Here is a 21,673-nt window from a genome sequence, read left to right as displayed (position 1 = left end):
CATGATTAGAAAAAATATAACCTATACCTTGGCTGGTTTGCTCCTCATGATGTCTTGCGAAAAGACCTTAGATAAGCAGCCATTGGATTCTTTGGGAAATACCACTTATTGGGCGACCACAGCAGATGCCGAACGTACGGTAAATGATATATACCGTTTTCTGGGTTCAGATGAACGCTTTTTCATGTCTTGCGCCACAGACGACAGTTATTCTTGGAGCAATTGGCCAGTCGATATTCAGTTTGCTGCCAATGGTAGTGCTACGCCAAATACCGACGTCTTTCTGAAAAATTGGCGTTACATGTATCAGATGATTGCTAAGGCAAATGATGTATTGGACAATATTGACAGGGTGCCGAATATGGATGCCGCAGTAAAAGCAGAGCTAACAGGCGAAGCTCGTTTCTTACGCGCTTTTGCCTATCAGCAACTCGCTGGATTGTATGGCGACGTGGTTTTGTATACGACCACACCAACTCCAGAAGATTTTCAAGTGGCCAAAACACCGAAGAACGAGATTGTCGCTTTCGTAGTGAACGAGCTGACGGAGATTGCGGAAAGCTTACCAACGACGCGCGAAACTGCTAAACAGGGTAGAGCGACGCGCGGTGCAGCATTGGCGCTGAAAGCGCGTACTTTATTGTACAATGAGCAATGGGCAGAAGCGGCCGAAGCAGCGGAACAAGTAATGGATTTAGGTGTGTACACGATCGACAACAATTACCTAAGCCTGTTCAATGGGACCAATGAAAATAGTACCGAGATTATTCTTTCTGCACGCTATTTAGAAAATTTGTATACCAATCCCAATGCCACCTGGATCGGTGGGCCGAGTTTAGCAGGCTGGGGACAAATTGTTCCGCTACGCTCTTTGGTAGATTCGTATGAGTGTGTCGACGGACTAACCATCGACGAATCGCCTTTGTACGATCCAGCAACACCATTTGCGAATAGAGATCCACGTTTGGCCTTGACCATTGTTACGCCGGGTACAGTTGTTAATGGTGTTACGATTGATGTGACGAATCCAAATTCACCAGATGCCTTGGGTAAATCCAACGCTTCTTTTTCGGGATATTATTACAAAAAAGCGGTGCCTGCCAATATTTCGGGCGAGTGGGATCGTAGTGCCGGAGCAGATGTGATGATTCTTCGCTACGCGGAAGTGTTGTTGACCTATGCGGAAGCAAAGATCGAGGCCGGACAGATTGATCCTTCGGTTTATACTGCAATCAATCAGGTGCGTCAACGTAATGGCGTCAATATGGTAGCGGCTACGGCGGTTACGCATCCAGATCAACAATCATTACGTGCCCTAGTACGTCGGGAACGCCATGTAGAATTTCCAGTGGAAGATAACCGCTTGTTCGATATTCGTCGTTGGGAGATCGCCGAAACAGTGATGCAAGGCGTAGCGCAAGGGATATTCAATAATTTCGATGCGACACGTGGTGACTTTAACAATTACATCACCGTAGAGCGTCGTACATTCAATGCTGGTCGCGATTACCTATGGCCGATCCCAGCAAATGAGCTAAACTTAAATAAGCTGCTTACGCAAAACAACGGTTGGTAAATCAACCTAGCGATTTAAAGCAATGAAGAGAGCCTCCAAATTTTTGGAGGCTCTCTTTGTTTATATAGTTTAGTAAATTTTGGCGAAGCCTAGGCATGAGGCTGTGGCAATCTAATTTATTAACTCTCTCAACTACATAATTTTTAAAACCCTACAGCTGCGTGATGAAATGAAGGAAAGACGAAACTTTCTCCTTGTACATATCCCTATTCAGCACATAATAATGTGCACCTCGTTTGGAGCCATCTTTATCTTTATCCGACTGTTTCACGAGCAATCCAGTTGATCTCAGTTTTCGCATAAAATTGGGTCTGTCCAACTCCACATTATACACCTGCTCAAAAAGCGAAGCAATCTGTGGGATCGTAAATCGCTCTGGTAGCAGCTCAAACAAGATAGGATGTAAAGCCGCTTTGTAGCGCAAATGCTCTTTAGCGGTTTTTACCATCTCATCGTGATCAAATATTAAAGCGGGCACGCGATCCAAAGATACCCACTCCGCTTTATAGTCTTTGCTTAACTGATTTTCGTACTGTCCAATGTCGATCAGTGCATAATAAGCCACGCTCACGGTGCGAGCAAGGGGATCGCGTCCCGGTTCGCCAAACACCTGAAACTGCTCCATATAAATGTCTTTCAACCCTGTTAAGTGCGTCAAAATACGGGAAGCGGCATCATTGGTGTTCTCGTTTTCTTGAACAAAACCGCCCATCAGACTCCATTTTCCTTTTTCAGGCATCATCCCACGTTCTATGATCAATAGCTTTAGGGATCGGCCATCAAAACCGAAAATAATACAATCTACTGCTAGCAGCAAGCGAGAATGTTCATTATACGCACTCATACAATTTCATAATTTAACAGCAAATGTGCTTAGAAAATCAGACGTCCACAAATAAATGACTGATTTTGTACTATTTTAGCTTGTATGCCAGCTCGCCCCAAAGCAACTCTTTTTCAAAAGATTTCAAGTTGGTATCCTCATCGATGATCACACATTCGATATTGGCAATCTTGGCAAAATCATAAAAATAGTCTGATGTTAAATTTTGGCTGTATACTGTGTGGTGCGCACCGCCAGCATAAATCCAAGCCGAACAACCCGTTTTCATATCTGGTTTTGGTTCCCACAATACGCGTGCAACCGGCAATTTCGGTAGATCCTGATCAAATTCTTTCGCTTCGACCGTGTTCACGACCAAACGGAAGCGATCACCCATATCGACCAAGCTAGCGTTTAATGCGTCGCCACCTTTGGCATTGAAAACCAAACGCGCAGGATCTTCTTTGCCACCAATACCCAGTGGATGTACTTCTAAACTTGGTTTATCGGCTGCTAAAACTGGATCTACTTCTAACATATGCGCCCCTAAAACCATCGAGTTATTAGGATCTAAGTGGTACGTATAATCTTCCATAAAAGCACTTCCGCCTTCCATACCAAAAGACATTACCTTGGCAGCACGAACCAGTGCAGCGGTTTTCCAATCGCCTTCACCAGCATAGCCAAATCCAGCTTCCATCAGACGTTGTGTCGCAATACCTGGCAGCTGTTTCATACCGTGCAAATCTTCAAACGTGTTGGAGAAACCTTTGAAATCGCCTTCCTCCAAAAATTGTTGTAATCCGATTTCGATCTGTGCTGCGTCGCGTACGTTTGCGTAATTCGCCCCACCGACTTTCACATCGGCTGCCATGTGGTAACTGCTTTCGTATTCTGTGATCAGGTGATCGATTTGCGCATCGCTTACGGCATTGATTTTGGCGACTAAATCTCCAACCGCATACGTGTTTACCGAGAAGCCAAACTGTGCTTCTGCGGATACCTTATCGCCGTCGGTTACCGCTACAAAACGCATATTGTCGCCGAATCGCGCAAATTTTGCTCCCTGCCAGTCATTCCAAGCCGATGCTGCGCGCGACCATACGTTAATTTGTTGAATCACCTCTTCATCCTTCCAATAGCCTGTCACTACCTTGCGTGAGATGCCTAATTTAGATACGATATGACCAAACTCCCGATCTCCGTGTGCACTTTGATTTAGATTCATAAAATCCATATCGATCGTAGACCAAGGAATATCGCGGTTGTATTGTGTATGCAAATGCAATAAAGGTTTGTTCAAAATCTTCAGTCCGCGAATCCACATTTTTGCTGGTGAAAAGGTGTGCATCCAAGCAATAATACCCACACAATTGTCAGCATAGTTTGCTGCCGCAATAGTTTCATAGATTTCTTCTGATGATTTGACGATGGGTTTGAATACCACGCGTACCGGGATCTGCTCCGTCTCATCCAAGTGTTTTGCGATTTCCTCCGCATGAGCCGCCGCCAGCTTCAAAGTTTCTTCTCCGTATAGACTTTGGCTGCCGGTTACAAACCATACTTCCAATTCATTTAAGTTGATCATATATCGTATTTATATTTATAAGGTTAATTTTAAATCTAATATCCCACTACCCACTACTCACATCTAATATCTCAATACTAATTACTGTCCATAATAAGAGCCAGCACCATGCTTACGCTCATAATGTTTCTTGATCAATGCATCTTTCATGCGCGCAGCATTGGGTTGTATTTGCTCGGTGAATAAGGCCATCTTTGCTACGTATTCTAACACCGCGCTGTTGTAGACCGCTTTAGCGCCCGTTTTTCCCCAAGTAAAAGGAGCGTGGTTGGCCACCAGAATCATTTCTACCTCTTCGTAATCCAATCCCAACTGCTCAAAGTGATTCAAGATCTGAAAGCCTGTTTCGTATTCGTAATTACCAGCAATCATGGCGTCTTCCATCGGCGGTGCACAGGGAATATCCGTAGTAAGGTGATCGGCATGCGTGGTTCCATACAGTGGAATATCACGTTGACTTTGTGCCCAAGCCGTTGCATACTGCGAATGCGTGTGTACGATACCACCAATTTTTGGCCAATGCTTGTACAACACCGCATGTGTTTTCGTGTCTGATGAAGGTCTTAAATCTCCCGATATGGTATTTCCGTCAAAATCAACAATGACCATGTCATCAGGTCGCAATTGCGGATAATCTACACCACTGGGTTTGATTGCAAAAACCCTTTGATCGTGATCTGCCACGCTGGCATTTCCAAATGTGAATAGCACCAAGCCCAATTCTGGCAAGCGCATATTGGCGGCGTAGGCTTCCTCTTTGATACGGTTGTATTTTGTACTCATATCGTTTAGTTTTTAATGAGTCGTTGCTCTGTGAAATTGCCTAAAGCAATATATTGTGCATAGCGATTGGCATATACATCGGCACGTGAAGGGTCTGGTGAATATTCCATATCAAATCCTTGTCCCATTTGCTGCATCGCATCTTCCACGCGTGGGAAAACACCAGCAACCGTCGCTGCAAACATCGCCGCACCAATAGCACAGGTTTGTTCCGATTGGTGCACACGAATCGGCATGCCGATTACATCGGCCATCATTTGCATGATAAAAGGAGATTTACGCGGAATACCGCCAAGTGCGATAATACCTTTAACCGGGATGCCTTGTTCTACGAATCGATCTACGATCCGTTTCGCACCGAAAGCCGTTGCTTCTACCAATGACCGAAAAATATGTGGCGCATCAGATGCGAGATCCAAGTGTGCAAATGCGCCTTGTAAGGCTTGGTTGGCATCTGGCGTTCGGCGGCCATTAAACCAATCTAACGCCAATTCATCTTCCACGGTTGGAATGATTTCAGCTGCTTTCTGACTCAACACCGTTAATATTTGGTTTTCCAATTGTTCGATCTGCTCCGCAGTTAATAAACCACTATCTGCACCGATGTGCTTTAAAGGCCAAGCCAGTAATTTCTTAAACCAAGCATAAGCATCACCAAAGGCAGATTGACCGGCTTCCAAGCCGGTCATACCCGGAATCACCGAGCCATCAACCTGTCCACAAATCCCTTGTACTAATTTGTCGGTCATCTCCTGTTTTGGAGCAACCAAAATATCGCAAGTCGATGTACCAATGATTTTGCTCAAATAATAAGGTTCGATTTGTCCGCCTACGGCGCCCATATGGCAATCAAACGCGCCGATACCGACAAATACATCGGAAGATAAGCCCAACTTCGTTGCCCAATCAGCACTTAGTTTTCCTGCTGCTTGATTGGCGGTGTAGGTTTCTGCCGGTAATTTTTGCGTGAAGCCATCTAATAATGGATCTAGTGAAGAGAAAAATTCATTTGGCGGAAATCCACCAAACTCTGCCGCCCACAATGATTTGTGTCCGGCCGAGCATACACCACGTTTGATATCAGTTACGTTATTGCCACCGCATAATAAGAACGGAATCCAGTCACAATGCTCTACCCATGATTGCGTAGCGTTGCGCACTTGGCTATCCTCGCGGAAAATGTGCAACAATTTGGACCAAAACCATTCGGAGGAGTAAATCCCACCCACATATTGTAAGTAATCGATATCAAATTGTTTCGCATGTTCGTTGATGGCAGCTGCTTCCTGAATAGAAGTATGATCTTTCCATAATACAAACATGGCGTTTGGATTTTCTGCAAATTCAGGTAACAAAGCCAAAGGCGTTCCCGCGTCATTTACGGCGATGGGAGTAGAGCCCGTGGTATCCACTGAAATTCCTACTACCTGACTAGCTATTTCTGGGCCACTTTGTTGTACACATGCGCGAATCACCGATTCCAGTCCTTCTATATAATCTAAAGGGTGTTGTCTGAACTGACTTTTCTTGGCATCGCAGTACAATCCTTGTTTCCAGCGTGGATATTCAAAGACAGCGGTGGCCATCTCCTTACCATCTGACGTATTGGCTAGTACGGCGCGAACAGAGTCGGTACCAAAGTCGACTCCAATAACATATTTTGTAAGCATCATAATTCGATTTGCTCAAATATTATAAAATATTGTCAAACTGACAATTAAAAATAGATTATTTTTTTGAAATGATCATTTATGCGTTCTTCCGTTCGCCGACTTAACCCTTTACACAGGTAATGTAGCGTATATATGCACTCATAATTCAATGTTAAATTATCATTAAGTGGAGAATTTATTTCTCGTAGCGTATTGTCGGATTGCTTTTTATATCAAGCGACAGGTGCTTAGAGCAAGAATGTATCTACGCGTTAAAATCCGAATAGTATAGGGTAATATCAGCGTGAAGCATCCTAATTATACATCCTAACTTGCCCAACAGCAATAACTATTAAAATACTCGAATTATGAATAGATTCCATTATGTACTTTTTCTACTGTTGCTTAATATAGGATTGGTGTACGGCCAAGAGCAAAAAGCGCTCACGGGGCAGGTCGTTGACGAAGCTGGAAATCCAGTGCAAGGCGCCACCATCTCATTAAGCAATTCACCTGAAAAAATTTCCAGCAATCGAGACGGCCAGTTTTCGCTGCGCTATACGGCTGGAGCTCGAATGACCGTAAACTCCGTCGGACACGTTGAGTTTACACAAACATTGACCGAACAAACCACCTTGACGGTACGCTTACAAACTTCTTCGGAAGAATTAGAGCAAGTTGTTGTCGTAGGTTACGGCACGCAGCGCAAGGGCGAAACGACTGGGTCGGTCGCCAGCGTGAAGTCTGAAAGCTTTAATCAAGGAGCAGTGATCGATGCCGGACAATTGATTCAGGGAAAAGTGGCTGGTTTGCGGATCACCACACCGAGTGGTAATCCAAATGGCAACACACAAATCAATTTACGTGGTCTGAATTCGATTCAAGGCGCGGTTAATCCATTAGTCATTATCGATGGTGTACCGGGAGAATTTAATTCGGTCGCACCAGAAGATATCGAATCGGTCGACGTGATGAAAGATGGTTCAGCCGCAGCAATCTATGGTACACGCGCTACCGGCGGTGTTATCTTTATTACTACGAAGCAAAATCGCTCAACTGATGGTCGGACCAGCATAGATTATAATAATTATGCAAGTTTGCAGACGCTTTTCCGCGTTCCGGATTTGCTAAATGCCGAGGATTACCGCCGTCTAATCGCAGAAGGTAAACCTTATCAAGATTTAGGTCACAGCACCAACTGGATTGATGAGGTGACTCAAAATCCATTCAGCCATAACCACAATTTGACTTTGTTTGGTGGTAATTCCAGAACCAATTTTACGGGCTCAGTAAACTACAGAGATTGGGATGGTGTCTTGCTGAAAAGTGGACAAGAAAGATTGAATGTGCGTGCTGATCTGAATCATGATATGTTCGACGGGAAATTGCGCAGCCGTATGCAAGTGATCAGTAATACCATCACCTCAAAGCAGGGCGGAAGCTCGGATTATATGTGGCGCCAAGCGATGATTCGTAACCCGACGGATCGCATCTTCAACGATCAGGGAAAATGGCAAGAAAGCAATGCGTATATGTATGATAATCCATTGGGAATGATTCACGAATCGGTCAATGATCGGATGTACCGCGAAACTCGCTTGAACGGATCATTAGATTATCGTCCGACAACGGATTTAAGCTTTAAAGCCTTGTTTTCCCGTGTGCAAGACAATGATTTGACCGGGACTTCTACGTCGTTTGATCATATCAATACCACCAAAAATAACTTGAATGGTACGGCTTCGCGCTGGACGCAAGCAGGTGTAGAAAATTTGATGGAACTTACTGCAAACTACAATAAGCAATTTGGTGACCATCGCATTATCGGGCTGGCCGGTTACAGCTGGCAACGCAATCAATTCGAGAATTTCAACGCGTACAACTTCAATTTTCCGACCGACCAATACAGCTACAACCAATTGCAAGCCGGATTGGCCTTGCAAAACGGATTGGCTACGATGTCAAGTTACAAGCAGGAGTCTACTTTGATCGGTTATTTCGCTCGTGCAAACTACAGCTACAAAGAGAAGTATTTGTTGATGGCCAGTATCCGTCGCGAAGGATCTAGTACGTTTGGAGAAAACAACAAATGGGGAAATTTCCCAGCTGTCTCAGTCGGATGGGATATGGCCAAAGAGGATTTTATGGCCGATCAGAAAGTGATCAACCAATGGAAATGGCGCGCAGGTTACGGTGTCACCGGAACGATTGCCGCTTCGCCTTACAACTCGCAGATCAGTTATAATTATACATTGACCGAAGGTGCCTACATCAATGGCAATTGGGTGCCAGGATTTGTACCAGCGCGTAACTTCAACCCGGATTTGCGTTGGGAAAGAAAGAACGAGTTGAACGTAGGAGCTGACTTTAGTCTATTCAACAACCGCGTTTCTGGTTCATTAGATTACTATTCCCGTCAGGTGAAAGATCTATTGTACATGTTCCAAGTGCCGGTACCTCCGTACCTTACTTCGTCGATGTTCTTAAACGCGGGCGAGATGAGCAACAGCGGGTTTGAAGCCTTGGTGAATGTGGATGCCGTAAACAAAGAACGCTTTAAATGGCGTACTACGGTGGTATTTTCGAGCAATAAAAACAAATTGCGCAACCTATCAAACGATCGTTTTGGTGTAACGCAGGAGTTTTTTGATACCGGATATACGGGCGAGCCTATTCAGACATTCACACATCGTGTGCAAGTAGGTAGAAGCATCGGAGACTTTTATGTGTATAAAACAGTAGGAGTAGACGAAGAAGGTAAGTGGTTGGTCGAGAACAATGAAGGCGAGATTATTCCTATTCAGGATGCTACGATCGAAGACCGTCAGTATTACGGCAATGGTATTCCAGACTTCAACTTAGGTTGGAACAACTCCTTTCAATATGGCAACTTGGATATGACCTTAAACTGGCGTGGATCATTTGGTCACCAGATTCTAAACATGTCCAGATTGTATTATGAGAATCCGGTAAATCCAGCTTACAATGCCTTACGCTCTGCGTATGATCCAGTATACGGACGTACGTTGAACAATGATTTGGTATATGTATCGCACTACATCGAAAATGGTGATTTCCTAAAATTGGATAACGTAACTATTGGATACACATTCAATAAACAACTGATCAAAGGTATCAAGTCACTTCGTATCTATGTCTCGGGATTGAATCTAATCACGATTACAGGCTACAAAGGTTTGGATCCAGAGGCGACTAGCTACGAAGGAGAATTCCAATTTGCGCCGGGTATCGAACACCGTGATCGTTATCCTACTACGCGTACGTACACAGCAGGATTGAATGTACGATTTTAAGCAATCGTATCTAAAGCAGACTAAAATATAAATCAAGCGGAAACGCTTAAGAAAAATATAACCATTATGCAAAAGTTTAAAAGTTCATCAATTGCACTTTGGGGAGTGATACTAAGCACTATGGCCGTATCGCCCTCATGTACCGACCTGCATGAACAGGTATATTCTGAAGTATTGGGGAATACGGTAAATCCAACAGAACGTGATCTTCCATTCATATTAGCCCCAACTTATGCTTCCTTTCGTTCTTTGATGTTTGGCTGGCAAGGCTATTTCGACTTGCAAGAAGAAAGTGCCGATCATATCATCACGCCAGTGCGACCAAATGGATGGGACGATGCCGGAACCTATCGCCGCATGCACCAACACACTTGGAATACGGAACAATGGCAGCCTTATAATGCTTGGAATCAAGCGTATGCCACGGTCACCAAAGTGAATATGGTGATCATGCAGATCGAAGACGGATCGCTGGCTTTACCAGAGGCGATCGTACCGAGTGCACTCGCCGAGTTGAAGGCCACACGCGCCATGGCTTACTATTTACTATTGGATAATCATGGCAATGTGCCCATCGTGACCGATTATCGTGATGCCAGCTTGCCGCAACCAAAAACACGACAAGAGGTCTATGATTTTGTCGTGAAGGAATTGACTGATGCCATTCCAAATCTATCTACTGATGTACGCAGCATGTACGGTAGAATAAATGTATGGGTAGCTAAATCTTTGTTAGCTAAAATTTATTTGAACGCGCAAGTATACACGGGCACTCCTCAATGGAATAAAGTGATTACGGAGACCGCGGAGATTATCGCAAGTAACGAATACAGATTGGATGATGTGTATAGCGCTGTATTTTCTGCCACCAATCAAAATTCGCCGGAGATTATTTTCGCTGTGCCTTATGATGAGGTATTCGGACATGGCAATCAGATTCATATGAAAACGTTGGATCCGTTGAGCCGTTTGGTGTATGGCATGGCGGCCGGACCTTGGGGTGGCAACTGTGCTGTGCCGCAGTTTATTAATAGCTACGATACCGATGATACGCGTTTGTACGATACGTGGATTCAAGGAGAGCAATTAGATGCCAATACTGGATTACCGGTAATTACTTACGTGAATCGCGTGCCTGGAATTGGTGGCGACGGCGTGATTGCGCCAGCAAATGCGGGATACCGTATCGGGAAATACAAAGTAAAACAAGGTGCAACTAATAACTTGGACAATGATTATCCCATGTTTCGCTATGCTGATATTTTGATGATGCAAGCGGAAGCTTTGCTACGCTTAGGTAGAGGAGATGAAGCGGCCGTGTTGGTTAGCCAAGTTCGTGCTCGTGCCTTTGCCGATCATCCGGAGAAAGCTACGGTTACCGGAGCGCAACTCCTTCAAGGAAGTAATTATAACTACGGAGTGCAAGCAGTAGATGGTACGGTGAACGCGACGAATGGCGGAGCGGATATTCAATACGGACGCTTTTTGGATGAGCTTGGTTGGGAATTCTCGGCAGAGGCTAGAAGAAGACAGGATATTATCCGATTTGGTGTGTTCCAAACCAAATCGTGGTTTAGTCATCGCCCACATGCCAACGCGCAAAGCAGAACGTTGTTTCCAATTCCGAATGCGGAGATCACCAAAAATCCAAACTTAAAGCAAAACCCCGGATATTAATATAACAGTGTGTGTTACGTTTATCTTGAAGAGATCGTCTTAAAATGACGGTCTCTTTTTTTGTTATTTCTTTCTTTTAAAAATTACAAGATTACCAAATCCGCCACTTCTCACCGAAAACGAGGTCATCAATCAGCAAGCTATTGGATTATTACAGTAAGCGGCTTAACGATAAAAAGCCCAAGTCTAAAAACGGTTGAATTTTGTCCAATCTTGATACCCTACAAAACAATAAAATCTATTACGAAAGATATTTAGAAATATAATTTAACACAAGAGGCTGTCTCAACTAATGTGAGACAGCCTCTTGATCATATATACTATGCTAAAAAGCACCGCAGTGCGGATCGATTTATTAATCAACCAATTTGCCAAGCGCTTCTTTGATGCGGCGCAATGCCTCGCGCAGGTTATCATCAGATGCCGCGTAAGACAAACGAATGTAGTTATCATTACCAAAGGAATCCCCACCGACGGTAGCTACATGACCTACATTTAATAAATACAAAGCAAGATCCGCAGAATTCTTAATCAAATTGCCGTTCGCATCTTTCTTTCCGAAGAATGAACTGATCTCTGGGAAGAAGTAGAATGCACCTTCTGGTAGGTTGGTTTTCACACCTGGAATATCTTGTAATAAATCGAATACCAACTGACGACGGCGAGCGAATGCTTCTTTCATATCGTTCACGCTATCCAAGCCTTTTTCGTAAGCCACAATACCAGCGCGCTGTGCGATTGAGCACGTTCCTGAGGTGGTTTGTCCTTGCAATTTATCGTTTGCTGCCGCAATTTCCTTGCTAGCGGCAATATATCCCAAACGCCATCCAGTCATTGCGAAAGCTTTCGAGAAGCCATTCACCAAGATCACGCGATCTTTGATGGCATCAAACTGTGCAATAGAAGCATGCGCAGTACCAAAATTGATATGCTCATAAATTTCATCCGAGATAATGAAGATATTCGGATATTTTTCAAAAACTTTTGCCAATGCAGCCAATTCATCCTGACTGTATACCGAACCAGTCGGGTTACAAGGGGAGGAGAACATAAATAATTTGCTATTTGGTGTAATAGCAGCTTCCAATTGTGCTGGCGTAATCTTGAAATCAGATTCGATCTCGGTATTAATAAAGACAGATTTACCTTCGGCCAAGGTCACCATTTCTGAATAAGACACCCAATAAGGCGTAGGGATAATAACCTCATCGCCCGGATTAATCAAGGTTAGGATCACATTAGACAATGATTGCTTCGCACCAGTAGAAACGACAATCTGCGAGATATCATAATCCAAATTATTTTCCTTCTTCAGCTTATCAACAATAGCTTGGCGAAGATCCGGATAGCCCGGTACGGGCGAATAACGGGTAAAGTTTTCATCCAATGCCTTCTTTGCGGCTTCCTTCACGTGCTCCGGCGTATTGAAGTCCGGTTCACCCACGCTAAGACTGATCACATTGATACCCTGTGAGGCTAATTCACGACCTAGTTTGGTCATTTTTAAGGTTGCTGACTCAGATAAATTGTTTATCCTGTCTGATAGAAATGAAGTTGTACTCATGGTAATACAAATATATTACATAGTTTGCACTATAGTGCCGACTTCCTTACAAATTTGTCATAATTACTATCTTTGTTGTCCAACGCAATAACAACATGAAATTAAAATTCGACCCCTTTATACTATTCCTATTTCTAGCGATCCTGATTGCTTATATATTTCCAAATCTGGTGCTTATACAAGAAGGACAATTGGTAAAAACGGCAACTTCGGTAGGCGTAGCCTTAATATTCTTCTTTTACGGATTGAAATTGAGCTTTCAGAAAATCAAAGATGGCTTGCAAAATTGGCGTCTACATGTGGCTGTGCAGAGCTACACGTTTCTGCTATTTCCATTGCTCGTACTGGCTTTTCGTCCGTTGGTGCAGACCGCCTTGCAAGAGCAATTTTGGCTATCCTTTTTTTTCTTGGCGGCACTACCATCTACCGTTTCATCTTCGGTCGTAATGGTATCTATTGCCAAAGGCAATATTCCAGCAGCGATCTTTAATGCAAGTATTTCGGGGCTTATCGGCGTGATCGTGACGCCACTGTGGATGCAATTGTTTTTGGATTTTGGCGAGGTAGAAGTATTAGGCGATGTGTATCTCGGTCTGTTCAAAGAGATTATTCTTCCTGTTGTATTAGGCTTGTTGCTACAACGTTATTTCGGCGCCTGGGCTGCCCGATACAATAAAACACTTTCCAGTTTCGACAAAGCAGTCATCTTGCTTATTGTCTATAGCAGCTTTGCAGAATCTTTTGTGAGTGGTATTTTTGATACGATCGATAGTACCTATTTACTAGCCGTGTTTGGCGTTACGGTATGTTTATTCTTTGCGATATGGTTTATTGTGGATCTGATTAATAAGAAAGCATTGAAATTTAATCGAGAAGATCGCATCACCGCGCTTTTCTGCGGCTCGAAGAAATCCTTAACGCATGGCAGTGTCTTCGGAAAATTTCTGTTTATCAACAGTACTTCTGCAGGATTGTACTTCTTGCCGCTTATGATTTTCCATGCTTTTCAGATTCTGGTGGTCACGATCATTGCACAGCGCTATCATAAACAGGTAGAAGAAACCGATTCTCCGTTGATGTAGCATGGAATCGGTTTCTGAATTTTGATAACGACTAATTAGATACTAGACGCAATGGAGTGGCAGCATTTCCCTGCGTACCTAATAAGATCAATGTTCTATGAAATCCTGCTCTTAAATCAATATTTTGCGAAGTAGCCAATACATTACCCGATTGGTCACGCACGGAATAGGTATAGCTTCCAGCAGTAACTGGTACAAATATTTGACTTTCCGTGACAGAAAGCACCGTTTCTTGGTTACGTGGAGCAATCTCTTCGATAATTTGATCGCCTTGATACACTTGTACAACACCCACATTATTGGCTAAATGAAGCAGGCGTACAGCTGCGCCAGCGCCTAGATTTTGCAACACTGAATCTTTCGTAAGAATCACTTTGGGGTTAGCTGCCGTACCATAGGAAAATGTCGAGTAATACGTATATGGCTCGATCTGAAAAGTTGTGTCTACCAAGTTCTGAGCCGCTGCACCACGAAATGAAAATTGTCGGTTGCCAATAGCAATATCGTAGCTCCTGGCAGTAGAATAATCGCCTGTATGAAAATTGTTACGATCTAATGCAAAGGTCAGGCGTGGCTCTTCGGCGAAGGCGTTAACAAGGGTCAATACCGCAAAAGGTTGCCGTACGTCGTTGTCTTTCATACAACTATTAAATAGCACAATAAAGGATAATATGAGTACAGAATTTATCGTTTTTTTCATGTTAGGGTATACTTAGATGCTCTTTTTTGTTTTTTTCTACGTCTAAGTGAACGCTTTACCCGTGATATTTGCTACAAAGCGGCACTTAAATTTTTATTGGCAACTTAATTGCATCATCGTGCTTGGTTCAGCACATCATGCGGAAGTCATTTAAAGTATTTTCAGTATACGGGTAAACTAATTCATGTTAAATTCCGTTATCTTAGTGTATAGACCATTTAATAAAGCCATCGAAATATGACATCAATAAAAAATGAATTGACAGGCGCATGGAAGTTGTTATCTTATATCGAGATATCAACAAGTGGTGCTGATTCATTTTTCCCGCTTGGGAATACCCCAAACGGCATATTAATTTATTCCGCAGATGGGTATATGTCTGTACAAATTGCCGGAACGGATGATAAAGACGAATCTTTATTGGAAGATAGTGTCAAATACTCCGATATCAACTATCGTAATTTTCTAGTTTTCAGCGGATCTTATCATATCGACAATAGGCAAGCCACCGTGATACATGATGTCATTACGTCTGTCACACCAGCGCTGATTGGAAAAACAGTAGAACGTGACGTCACTTTTGAAGCCGATATCTTGTACCTGAAATCTACCAGACCCATTTTGTCAAACGGAAAAATGGTAAACAGCTATATGACTTGGCAACGGATGGACAAACCAGATCTAAGCCAGCGCAAGGATCGCCTAGCTAATAGGAGTAACCGTAAAATTAGCATTCTTTAGACTCAACTTTATTCCCTTCGTTTTACGCATTTTGTTTGCAGAATTATGTACAATAATTCTGTACCTTTGTCACTTCTAAAAGGAACTATGAGTGACGCAATAAAACACGAGTGCGGAATTGCCATGATCCGCTTATTAAAACCCCTCTCTTACTACCAAGAAAAGTATGGAACGCCCTATTATGGCATAAACAAACTCTATCTTTTGATGGAGAAACAACATAATAGAGGTCAGGATGGAGCAGGAATAGCGACGATTAAGTTTGATGTAAAACCGGGTAACCGTTACATCTCACGTTATAGAGCAATGGGATCTACCGCAGTAGCAGATATTTTCGAATATGTGCAGAAGAAATTTGCCGCAGTAAACAAAGCTTATCCCGAGCAATCGAAAGATCCACAATGGCTGAAAGACAATGTGAGCTTTACTGGAGAAGTCCTGTTGGGACATCTGCGCTACGGTACACACGGTAAAAACAGCATCGAGAGCTGCCATCCTTTTCTTCGGCAGAACAACTGGATGACCCGAAATCTAGTCTTAGCAGGTAACTTCAACATGACCAACGTAGATGAGCTACTCCAGCAACTTTACGATCTAGGTCAGCACCCCAAAGAGCAGGCTGATACGGTTACTGTTCTAGAAAAAATCGGTCATTTCTTAGATGAAGAAAACCAAGAATTATTCGATCAGGCCAAGCGAGACGGTTTTTCGAATATCGAAATAAGTGGGCAAATTGGTAAAAATCTGGATGTTTCTAAGATCTTGACCCGTTCGGCAAAGACGTGGGATGGTGGATACACTATTGCCGGTATATTTGGCCATGGTGATGCCTTTGTGATGCGCGATCCAGCAGGTATTCGTCCAGCATTCTATTATCAGGACGAAGAAGTATTGGTGGTAGCGTCGGAACGTCCTGTGATTCAGACGGCATTCAACATTCCATTGGGAAGTGTGCAGGAGATTAAACCTGGCTATGCACTGATTGCTAAAAAAGATGGTACGATTTCTCAGGAGATGTTTCGTGAACCAGAAGTTCAAAAGTCTTGTTCATTCGAGCGGATATATTTCTCTCGTGGTTCTGATGCCGATATCTATAAAGAGCGTAAAGCTTTAGGTAAACTGCTTTGTCCGCAAGTATTGAATGCGGTACAGCACGATATAAAGAATACGGTGTTCAGTTTCATCCCTAATACGGCAGAAGTGTCTTATTATGGTATGATGGAAGGAGTGCAGGAATATGTACGCAGACACCAGAAGGAGGTATTGCTACAACGTGCCGATAAAATCTCTGACGAAGAATTAGACGATATGCTAAGCATTCAGCCTCGCTTTGAGAAGTTGAATGTGAAAGATGCAAAACTTCGGACCTTCATTACGCAAGATGCCGACCGTCAAGACATGGTACAGCACGTTTACGATACCACGTATGGTATTGTACGCGATCACGAAGACACCATTGTTGCGATTGATGACTCCATCGTGCGCGGCACAACATTGAAACAGAGTATCTTAACCATCTTGGATCGTTTGAATCCGAAAAAGATCGTGATTGTGTCTTCAGCGCCACAGATTCGTTATCCGGATTGTTATGGTATTGATATGTCAAGAATGGGGGAGTTTGTTGCCTTCGAAGCAGCAATTTCCTTATTGAAGCAACGTGGCCTAGCACACATTATTGAAGATGTGTACCAAAAATGTCTGGCTTCATTAAGCAAACCAAAAGACGAAGTAGATAACTACGTGAAAGCCATTTACGAACCTTTCGAAGCGCAGGAAGTATCAGACGAGATCGCTCGTATCATTAAGCCACATCACTTAAATGCAGAAGTGGAAGTGATTTTCCAAACATTAGAAAACTTGCATATTGCCTGTCCGGATCACTTGGGAGATTGGTATTTCTCTGGAGATTATCCAACACCTGGCGGAAATAAAGTCGTGAATCGCGCCTTTATGAACTGGATGGAAGGTAAAAATGTACGTGCTTACTTTAGTAGCAACTAAGATAAAAATAGCAACGCTTTCAACTTTAGGGTTGAAAGCGTTTTTTGATTTGTCGGCGACGCGATCGTCTTAGTCGCGATCGTTTTATCGGATAATGTCGTTTAGAAGTGATGTTGTTAAAGATCAGCGCTACTACCAGAAGAATGATAGAGCCGGATAACACAGGACTGAGTACATACAAATAACCCATACTGGATATCTTTGTACCACTCGCTACCGCAATCAACGCTGTAGCTCCGCCCGGCGGATGCAATGTACGTGTAAATTGCATCGCCACAATGGCAAATGAAACAGCCAACGGCGCGGTGATCCAGATAATGTCTGGGAATAGTTTACCCACGGTAACACCCACTAAGGCAGAGACAACATGTCCGCCGACCAGATTGCGAGGCTGTGCGAGTGGACTTTGAATAGCACCGTAGATCAACACACTAGAGGCGCCAAAAGAGCCGATAAGAAAAATACTTTCGAGGTGAGGCAATTGAAACGATTGCAAGAATGCAATGATTCCAATACCAATAAATGCACCGAGAAATGACCAAAATTGTTCCTTAAAATCAACGAGGGTTTCTTTGTAGAAAACGTAGCGATAAACCCTAAAATGCCTATTAATACCTTTCTTCATGCTGCTTGTGATTCGCTGTTCGAAATTACGCATTGGAGAAGCAAATACGTCCTTTTATGATAAAAAAAGCGTTAAAAATATTCCTGATTACCCTTGTTTCGGTATTCGTAATCTTAGTTGCATTGGTAGAGCGGATCGATCGTACACCGGTCAACCAAACGACACATTATCAGGCATGGAAAGCGTTTATTAGCCAAAAAGAATTTGTGGTACAAGACGGTGCTATGCAAGTAGGATGGGCAAAAGTAAATATCACACCATCTGCATCAACACCAATGGCGGGTTATGGCAACCGCTGGGGCAAGCATTATGAAGCCGTGCATGATTCACTCTATGTTCGGGTGATCGCTGTACAAAATCCAAGTACCACGCTTTATTTCCTCTCGGCCGATATGCTGATTATTCCGCCTAACATTACGGATCGTTTGGAAGCACTGCTTCAAAAAGATGGCATTTCATTATCCAATGTGCATCTAAGCGCAACACATACACACCACGGGCAAGGCGGTTGGGGATTGAAGCTCGCTGGCCGTTTGTTTGCTGGAGCATACAATGAAGACACAGAAAGCAGATTAGCCAATCAATTCCGAGAAGCCATTGTCAACGCTACGACAGATGCAATCCCAGCAGAGATCTCTTATGATGAAATCGAGGATACAGATAATATTCGTAATCGACTGCCTGTAGCAGGTGGATCGATCGACCCGTGGATGCGTAACTTAACCTTTCAGCGAGCAGATAGCACACAAGCGCAATTGATAACTTATGGCGCGCACCCGACGGTGTTAAATAGAAAATTTTTACAACTATCGCGCGATTATCCAGGCATGTTGCTTGATTCTATTGAAAATGAGAAAGGGCATTTCGGCATATTTATGGCCGGTGCGGTGGGCAGCATGGGCGCCTTGAGTGATGGCGATTCTGATATTGCTTGGGCCAAAGGCATGGCACATGGTCTGTATTCACGGATTCGTGCTCGGGAAGAAGATCAACAAAGCATTTTAGCTGATCAGATCGTGAGTGATTATATAGAAATACCTATGCCACAGCAAACTGCACGAATCAGTTTACGTTATGCTTTACGTCCTTGGGTGTTTCGCACTTTCTTTGGATCGTATCCAACCTATATCAAAATCACAAAAATAGGCGACGTTTTAATGTTGGGCATGCCGGCCGATTTTTCTGGTGAGATCATGACAGAATTAGATCAGTATGCGCAGCAGCACGGTCTGCATCTCATGATTACTAGTTTCAATGGCGGGTATGTGGGTTACATCACGCCAGACAAATGGTACGACACGGACCTGTACGAAACGACCACTATGTCGTGGAATGGCTTTCATTCGGGTGGTTATTTTACGCAAGTAGCCAAAGATATCATCGATAAACTTGCGCAATAACACGCTTTTCAGCTTTGATGATCTTCTTTCTTATCCGAGTGTCCTAATGATTTATCGGGGTTAATCTCATCGCGGATCAATTGCTTGAGCGCTTTAATTTCGGGAAAACCACCTTCGCGTTTACGATCATAAATCAAACGCTCATCAATCCGTATCTGATATCTACCACTTATGGCACTTGGAATAAGCGTGACACCATGCAAATCGTCAGTGAAAGTCGTCAGTAATTCTTGTGCCATATACGCGGCGCGAAGCATCCATCCACATTTAGGACAATATTCTATTTGTATCGTCGGTTTCATACCGACAAGATAGATTTTTTTGCCAGATATTACCTACATTTAGTCCCATAATACATGCTACCTATGGCTTCAGGTTTTTTTGCAATATTAGACGATATCGGTGCTCTTATGGACGATGTCGCCGTGACTAGTAAGATCGCAACACGTAAAACAGCGGGAATTTTGGGCGACGATCTTGCGGTAAACGCTGAAAAAGCGACCGGCTTTCTGGCTAATCGGGAAATCCCGGTATTATGGGCGATTACCAAGGGTTCTTTTATCAATAAATTGATCATCGTACCAGTGGCTTTATTGCTCAATGCGTTCTTTCCGATTGCTATTCAAGTCATTTTGGTTTTGGGTGGATTTTACTTGGCGTATGAAGGCGTAGAAAAGATCGTAGAATACGTATTGCATCGGCAGAAAACCGGACACGAAGTTGTAGCTGAAGCAAATGTAGACGCGGCCGCCATGGAAAAGGCGAAAGTTCGTTCGGCTATTACTACTGATTTTATTCTTTCTGTAGAAATTGTAATTATTGCCTTGGGTACGGTATTAGATCGTAGCACCACCATTCAGATTGTTACCGTCTCTGTAGTAGCACTCTTGGCAACTGTAGGAGTATATGGTATCGTAGCACTCATCGTACGGATGGACGATGTTGGCTATCACCTGATCAAAAAATCGGACAACAAAGGATTTCGTGCGAAAATCGGAAATTTACTGGTGAAGGCGTTGCCGATTGTCATCAAAACATTGGGCGTTATTGGTACCGTAGCTTTAATCTTAGTTTCTGGTGGCATCTTCGTACACAATGTAGACTTCTTTCACGGTATCTTGCCCAACTTGCCAAGCATGTTAACCGAAGTTTTGATCGGTTTGTTAGCTGGTTTAATAGCATTGTTTGCTGTATTCCTCGGTAAAAAAGTAGTAGGCGCTTTTCGAAAGGATTAATGCTTCACAATTTCCTTCACGATTCCACCCTGAGTCTCGCCAACGGAAATCGACCTACTTTGGCCAAAGAAAGCGCAAGGAAGGGGATATTCAACAAAACCAAAAGTATCCCTAAAATCCAAATAGATACCTCATACTAGAGCAAGGAAATACCTGTAATGCCACCTTCTAAAAAATGGTTCGGCACTAAAAAACTTTTTAACGCGAAGCTGGCCGATAATACACCAAGTATTAGAAAAGTAACATCAAAAATGGTCAATAATGATCCCTGTATTGGGGGAGAAGCAAACATCTATAAACCAAAGCAATTGTTGCTGTAGTTTTGAGATTTATTGGGGTGATAGGCCTGAAGGTCAAATATATTATTATCTTTCACTATCTCGAAACTATTCCCTAAGTTTGAGAAGCAGCACAGGCTGCGTTTCCATCAACTATGATTCGACCCACTTTGTTATGCTTACTTTTCTTTCCGCTGCTATTATGGGCTAATTCGCTGGAGGAAATTCGAAGTAAATTCTCTAAAGTAATAGCTAATAGCGAATTGTGCAAAGGTCTTATCGATGATTTATCGGATAAGAAGGAGCTATCTCCCACGGAGAAAGCCTATTTGGGAGCAACACAGACGATCTGGGCAAATCACACCAAAAGCCCCATCAGCAAATGGAAAACGTTTCAGCGAGGTAAAGATAACCTCGAGGCTGCCGTGAAGAGCTCACCACGTAATGTAGAAATTCGTATGCTGCGCTACTCTGTACAAAGCAACTGCCCAAAATTTCTAAACTATTATGAGCAGATGGAGGAGGATAAGGCTTACATTTTGGAAAACAAAGTGCAGATCAGATCTCCAGCCTTATTGAAGATGTACAATGATCTGTTCAAATCCACCTAGTTCAATTCGGACCGACCTATTGA

The 21,673-nt window shown here is 43.3% G+C and carries 18 protein-coding genes; 9 read left to right on the top strand and 9 right to left on the bottom strand.

What is annotated here, in order from left to right; translation table 11 throughout:
- Window position 1: 1 nt before the first annotated feature.
- Window positions 2–1,576 carry a RagB/SusD family nutrient uptake outer membrane protein gene (locus tag AC3IRT_RS07740; protein ID WP_489395821.1) on the top strand — a complete coding sequence of 525 codons (1,575 nt, stop codon included), beginning with the start codon at window positions 2–4 and terminating at the stop codon, window positions 1,574–1,576.
- Window positions 1,577–1,727: 151 nt separating this feature from the next.
- Here the strand turns inward: AC3IRT_RS07740 and AC3IRT_RS07735 are convergent, their stop codons facing one another.
- The 4 genes from AC3IRT_RS07735 to AC3IRT_RS07720 form a co-directional block, all read right to left on the bottom strand.
- Window positions 1,728–2,420 (bottom strand): NUDIX hydrolase, encoded by a 693-nt coding sequence (locus AC3IRT_RS07735; protein WP_489395820.1) that lies wholly within the window; start codon window positions 2,418–2,420, stop codon window positions 1,728–1,730.
- A gap of 70 nt (window positions 2,421–2,490) precedes the next feature.
- A complete protein-coding gene (gene araA / locus AC3IRT_RS07730; protein WP_489395819.1) occupies window positions 2,491–3,987 on the bottom strand; it encodes an L-arabinose isomerase in 1,497 nt (498 codons plus the stop codon).
- A gap of 81 nt (window positions 3,988–4,068) precedes the next feature.
- Window positions 4,069–4,770 (bottom strand): L-ribulose-5-phosphate 4-epimerase, encoded by a 702-nt coding sequence (locus AC3IRT_RS07725; RefSeq protein ID WP_489395818.1) that lies wholly within the window; start codon window positions 4,768–4,770, stop codon window positions 4,069–4,071.
- Between the two features lie 5 nt (window positions 4,771–4,775).
- Window positions 4,776–6,443, bottom strand: coding sequence for a ribulokinase (locus tag AC3IRT_RS07720; RefSeq protein ID WP_489395817.1), 1,668 nt, complete (start codon window positions 6,441–6,443; stop codon window positions 4,776–4,778).
- Window positions 6,444–6,790: 347 nt separating this feature from the next.
- Between AC3IRT_RS07720 and AC3IRT_RS07715 the strand changes: the two genes are divergently transcribed.
- Together AC3IRT_RS07715 and AC3IRT_RS07710 are read left to right on the top strand one after the other, a co-directional pair.
- Window positions 6,791–9,736, top strand: coding sequence for a SusC/RagA family TonB-linked outer membrane protein (locus AC3IRT_RS07715; protein WP_489395816.1), 2,946 nt, complete (start codon window positions 6,791–6,793; stop codon window positions 9,734–9,736).
- A gap of 66 nt (window positions 9,737–9,802) precedes the next feature.
- The gene (locus AC3IRT_RS07710) at window positions 9,803–11,413 is read left to right on the top strand and encodes a RagB/SusD family nutrient uptake outer membrane protein (protein ID WP_489395815.1); all 1,611 of its coding nucleotides are present in this window, start codon (window positions 9,803–9,805) and stop codon (window positions 11,411–11,413) included.
- Between the two features lie 355 nt (window positions 11,414–11,768).
- Here AC3IRT_RS07710 and AC3IRT_RS07705 read toward each other — a convergent pair whose 3' ends face one another.
- Entirely contained in the window at window positions 11,769–12,914 is a 1,146-nt protein-coding gene (locus AC3IRT_RS07705; RefSeq protein WP_489395814.1) for a pyridoxal phosphate-dependent aminotransferase, read from the bottom strand.
- A 158-nt stretch (window positions 12,915–13,072) separates the two neighbouring features.
- Here AC3IRT_RS07705 and AC3IRT_RS07700 point away from each other — a divergent pair, with 158 nt between their 5' ends.
- Window positions 13,073–14,059, top strand: coding sequence for a bile acid:sodium symporter family protein (locus tag AC3IRT_RS07700; RefSeq protein WP_489395813.1), 987 nt, complete (start codon window positions 13,073–13,075; stop codon window positions 14,057–14,059).
- 31 nt (window positions 14,060–14,090) lie between these two features.
- Here the strand turns inward: AC3IRT_RS07700 and AC3IRT_RS07695 are convergent, their stop codons facing one another.
- Window positions 14,091–14,759 carry a DUF4397 domain-containing protein gene (locus AC3IRT_RS07695; protein ID WP_489395812.1) on the bottom strand — a complete coding sequence of 223 codons (669 nt, stop codon included), beginning with the start codon at window positions 14,757–14,759 and terminating at the stop codon, window positions 14,091–14,093.
- A 237-nt stretch (window positions 14,760–14,996) separates the two neighbouring features.
- Between AC3IRT_RS07695 and AC3IRT_RS07690 the strand changes: the two genes are divergently transcribed.
- On the top strand, window positions 14,997–15,500 hold the full coding sequence (locus AC3IRT_RS07690; protein WP_489395811.1) for a lipocalin-like domain-containing protein: 504 nt from the start codon (window positions 14,997–14,999) through the stop codon (window positions 15,498–15,500).
- An 87-nt stretch (window positions 15,501–15,587) separates the two neighbouring features.
- Entirely contained in the window at window positions 15,588–17,501 is a 1,914-nt protein-coding gene (locus AC3IRT_RS07685; protein WP_489395810.1) for an amidophosphoribosyltransferase, read from the top strand.
- A gap of 25 nt (window positions 17,502–17,526) precedes the next feature.
- On the opposite strand, the gene AC3IRT_RS07680 is transcribed toward AC3IRT_RS07685, so the two are convergent.
- Window positions 17,527–18,126 (bottom strand): HPP family protein, encoded by a 600-nt coding sequence (locus tag AC3IRT_RS07680; RefSeq protein WP_489395809.1) that lies wholly within the window; start codon window positions 18,124–18,126, stop codon window positions 17,527–17,529.
- A gap of 56 nt (window positions 18,127–18,182) precedes the next feature.
- On the opposite strand from AC3IRT_RS07680, the gene AC3IRT_RS07675 reads away from it, so the two are divergent.
- Window positions 18,183–19,526 carry a neutral/alkaline non-lysosomal ceramidase N-terminal domain-containing protein gene (locus AC3IRT_RS07675; protein ID WP_489395808.1) on the top strand — a complete coding sequence of 448 codons (1,344 nt, stop codon included), beginning with the start codon at window positions 18,183–18,185 and terminating at the stop codon, window positions 19,524–19,526.
- Window positions 19,527–19,534: 8 nt separating this feature from the next.
- Here the strand turns inward: AC3IRT_RS07675 and AC3IRT_RS07670 are convergent, their stop codons facing one another.
- A complete protein-coding gene (locus AC3IRT_RS07670) occupies window positions 19,535–19,828 on the bottom strand; it encodes an Rdx family protein (RefSeq protein WP_489395807.1) in 294 nt (97 codons plus the stop codon).
- A 63-nt stretch (window positions 19,829–19,891) separates the two neighbouring features.
- On the opposite strand from AC3IRT_RS07670, the gene AC3IRT_RS07665 reads away from it, so the two are divergent.
- Window positions 19,892–20,761, top strand: a complete 870-nt coding sequence (locus tag AC3IRT_RS07665; protein WP_489395806.1) for a DUF808 domain-containing protein — start codon at window positions 19,892–19,894, stop codon at window positions 20,759–20,761.
- 136 nt (window positions 20,762–20,897) lie between these two features.
- Here AC3IRT_RS07665 and AC3IRT_RS07660 read toward each other — a convergent pair whose 3' ends face one another.
- Entirely contained in the window at window positions 20,898–21,053 is a 156-nt protein-coding gene (locus AC3IRT_RS07660; RefSeq protein WP_489395805.1) for a YitT family protein, read from the bottom strand.
- A gap of 141 nt (window positions 21,054–21,194) precedes the next feature.
- Here AC3IRT_RS07660 and AC3IRT_RS07655 point away from each other — a divergent pair, with 141 nt between their 5' ends.
- Complete coding sequence (locus AC3IRT_RS07655; RefSeq protein ID WP_489395804.1) at window positions 21,195–21,650, top strand: hypothetical protein; 456 nt, start codon at window positions 21,195–21,197, stop codon at window positions 21,648–21,650.
- The last annotated feature ends 23 nt before the right edge of the window (window positions 21,651–21,673 follow it).

The sequence above is a fragment of the Sphingobacterium sp. KH_072 genome (genome assembly GCF_057837975.1).
The sequence above is the reverse complement of the archived record's forward strand: the minus strand, read 5'-3'. Positions and strand labels throughout refer to the sequence as shown.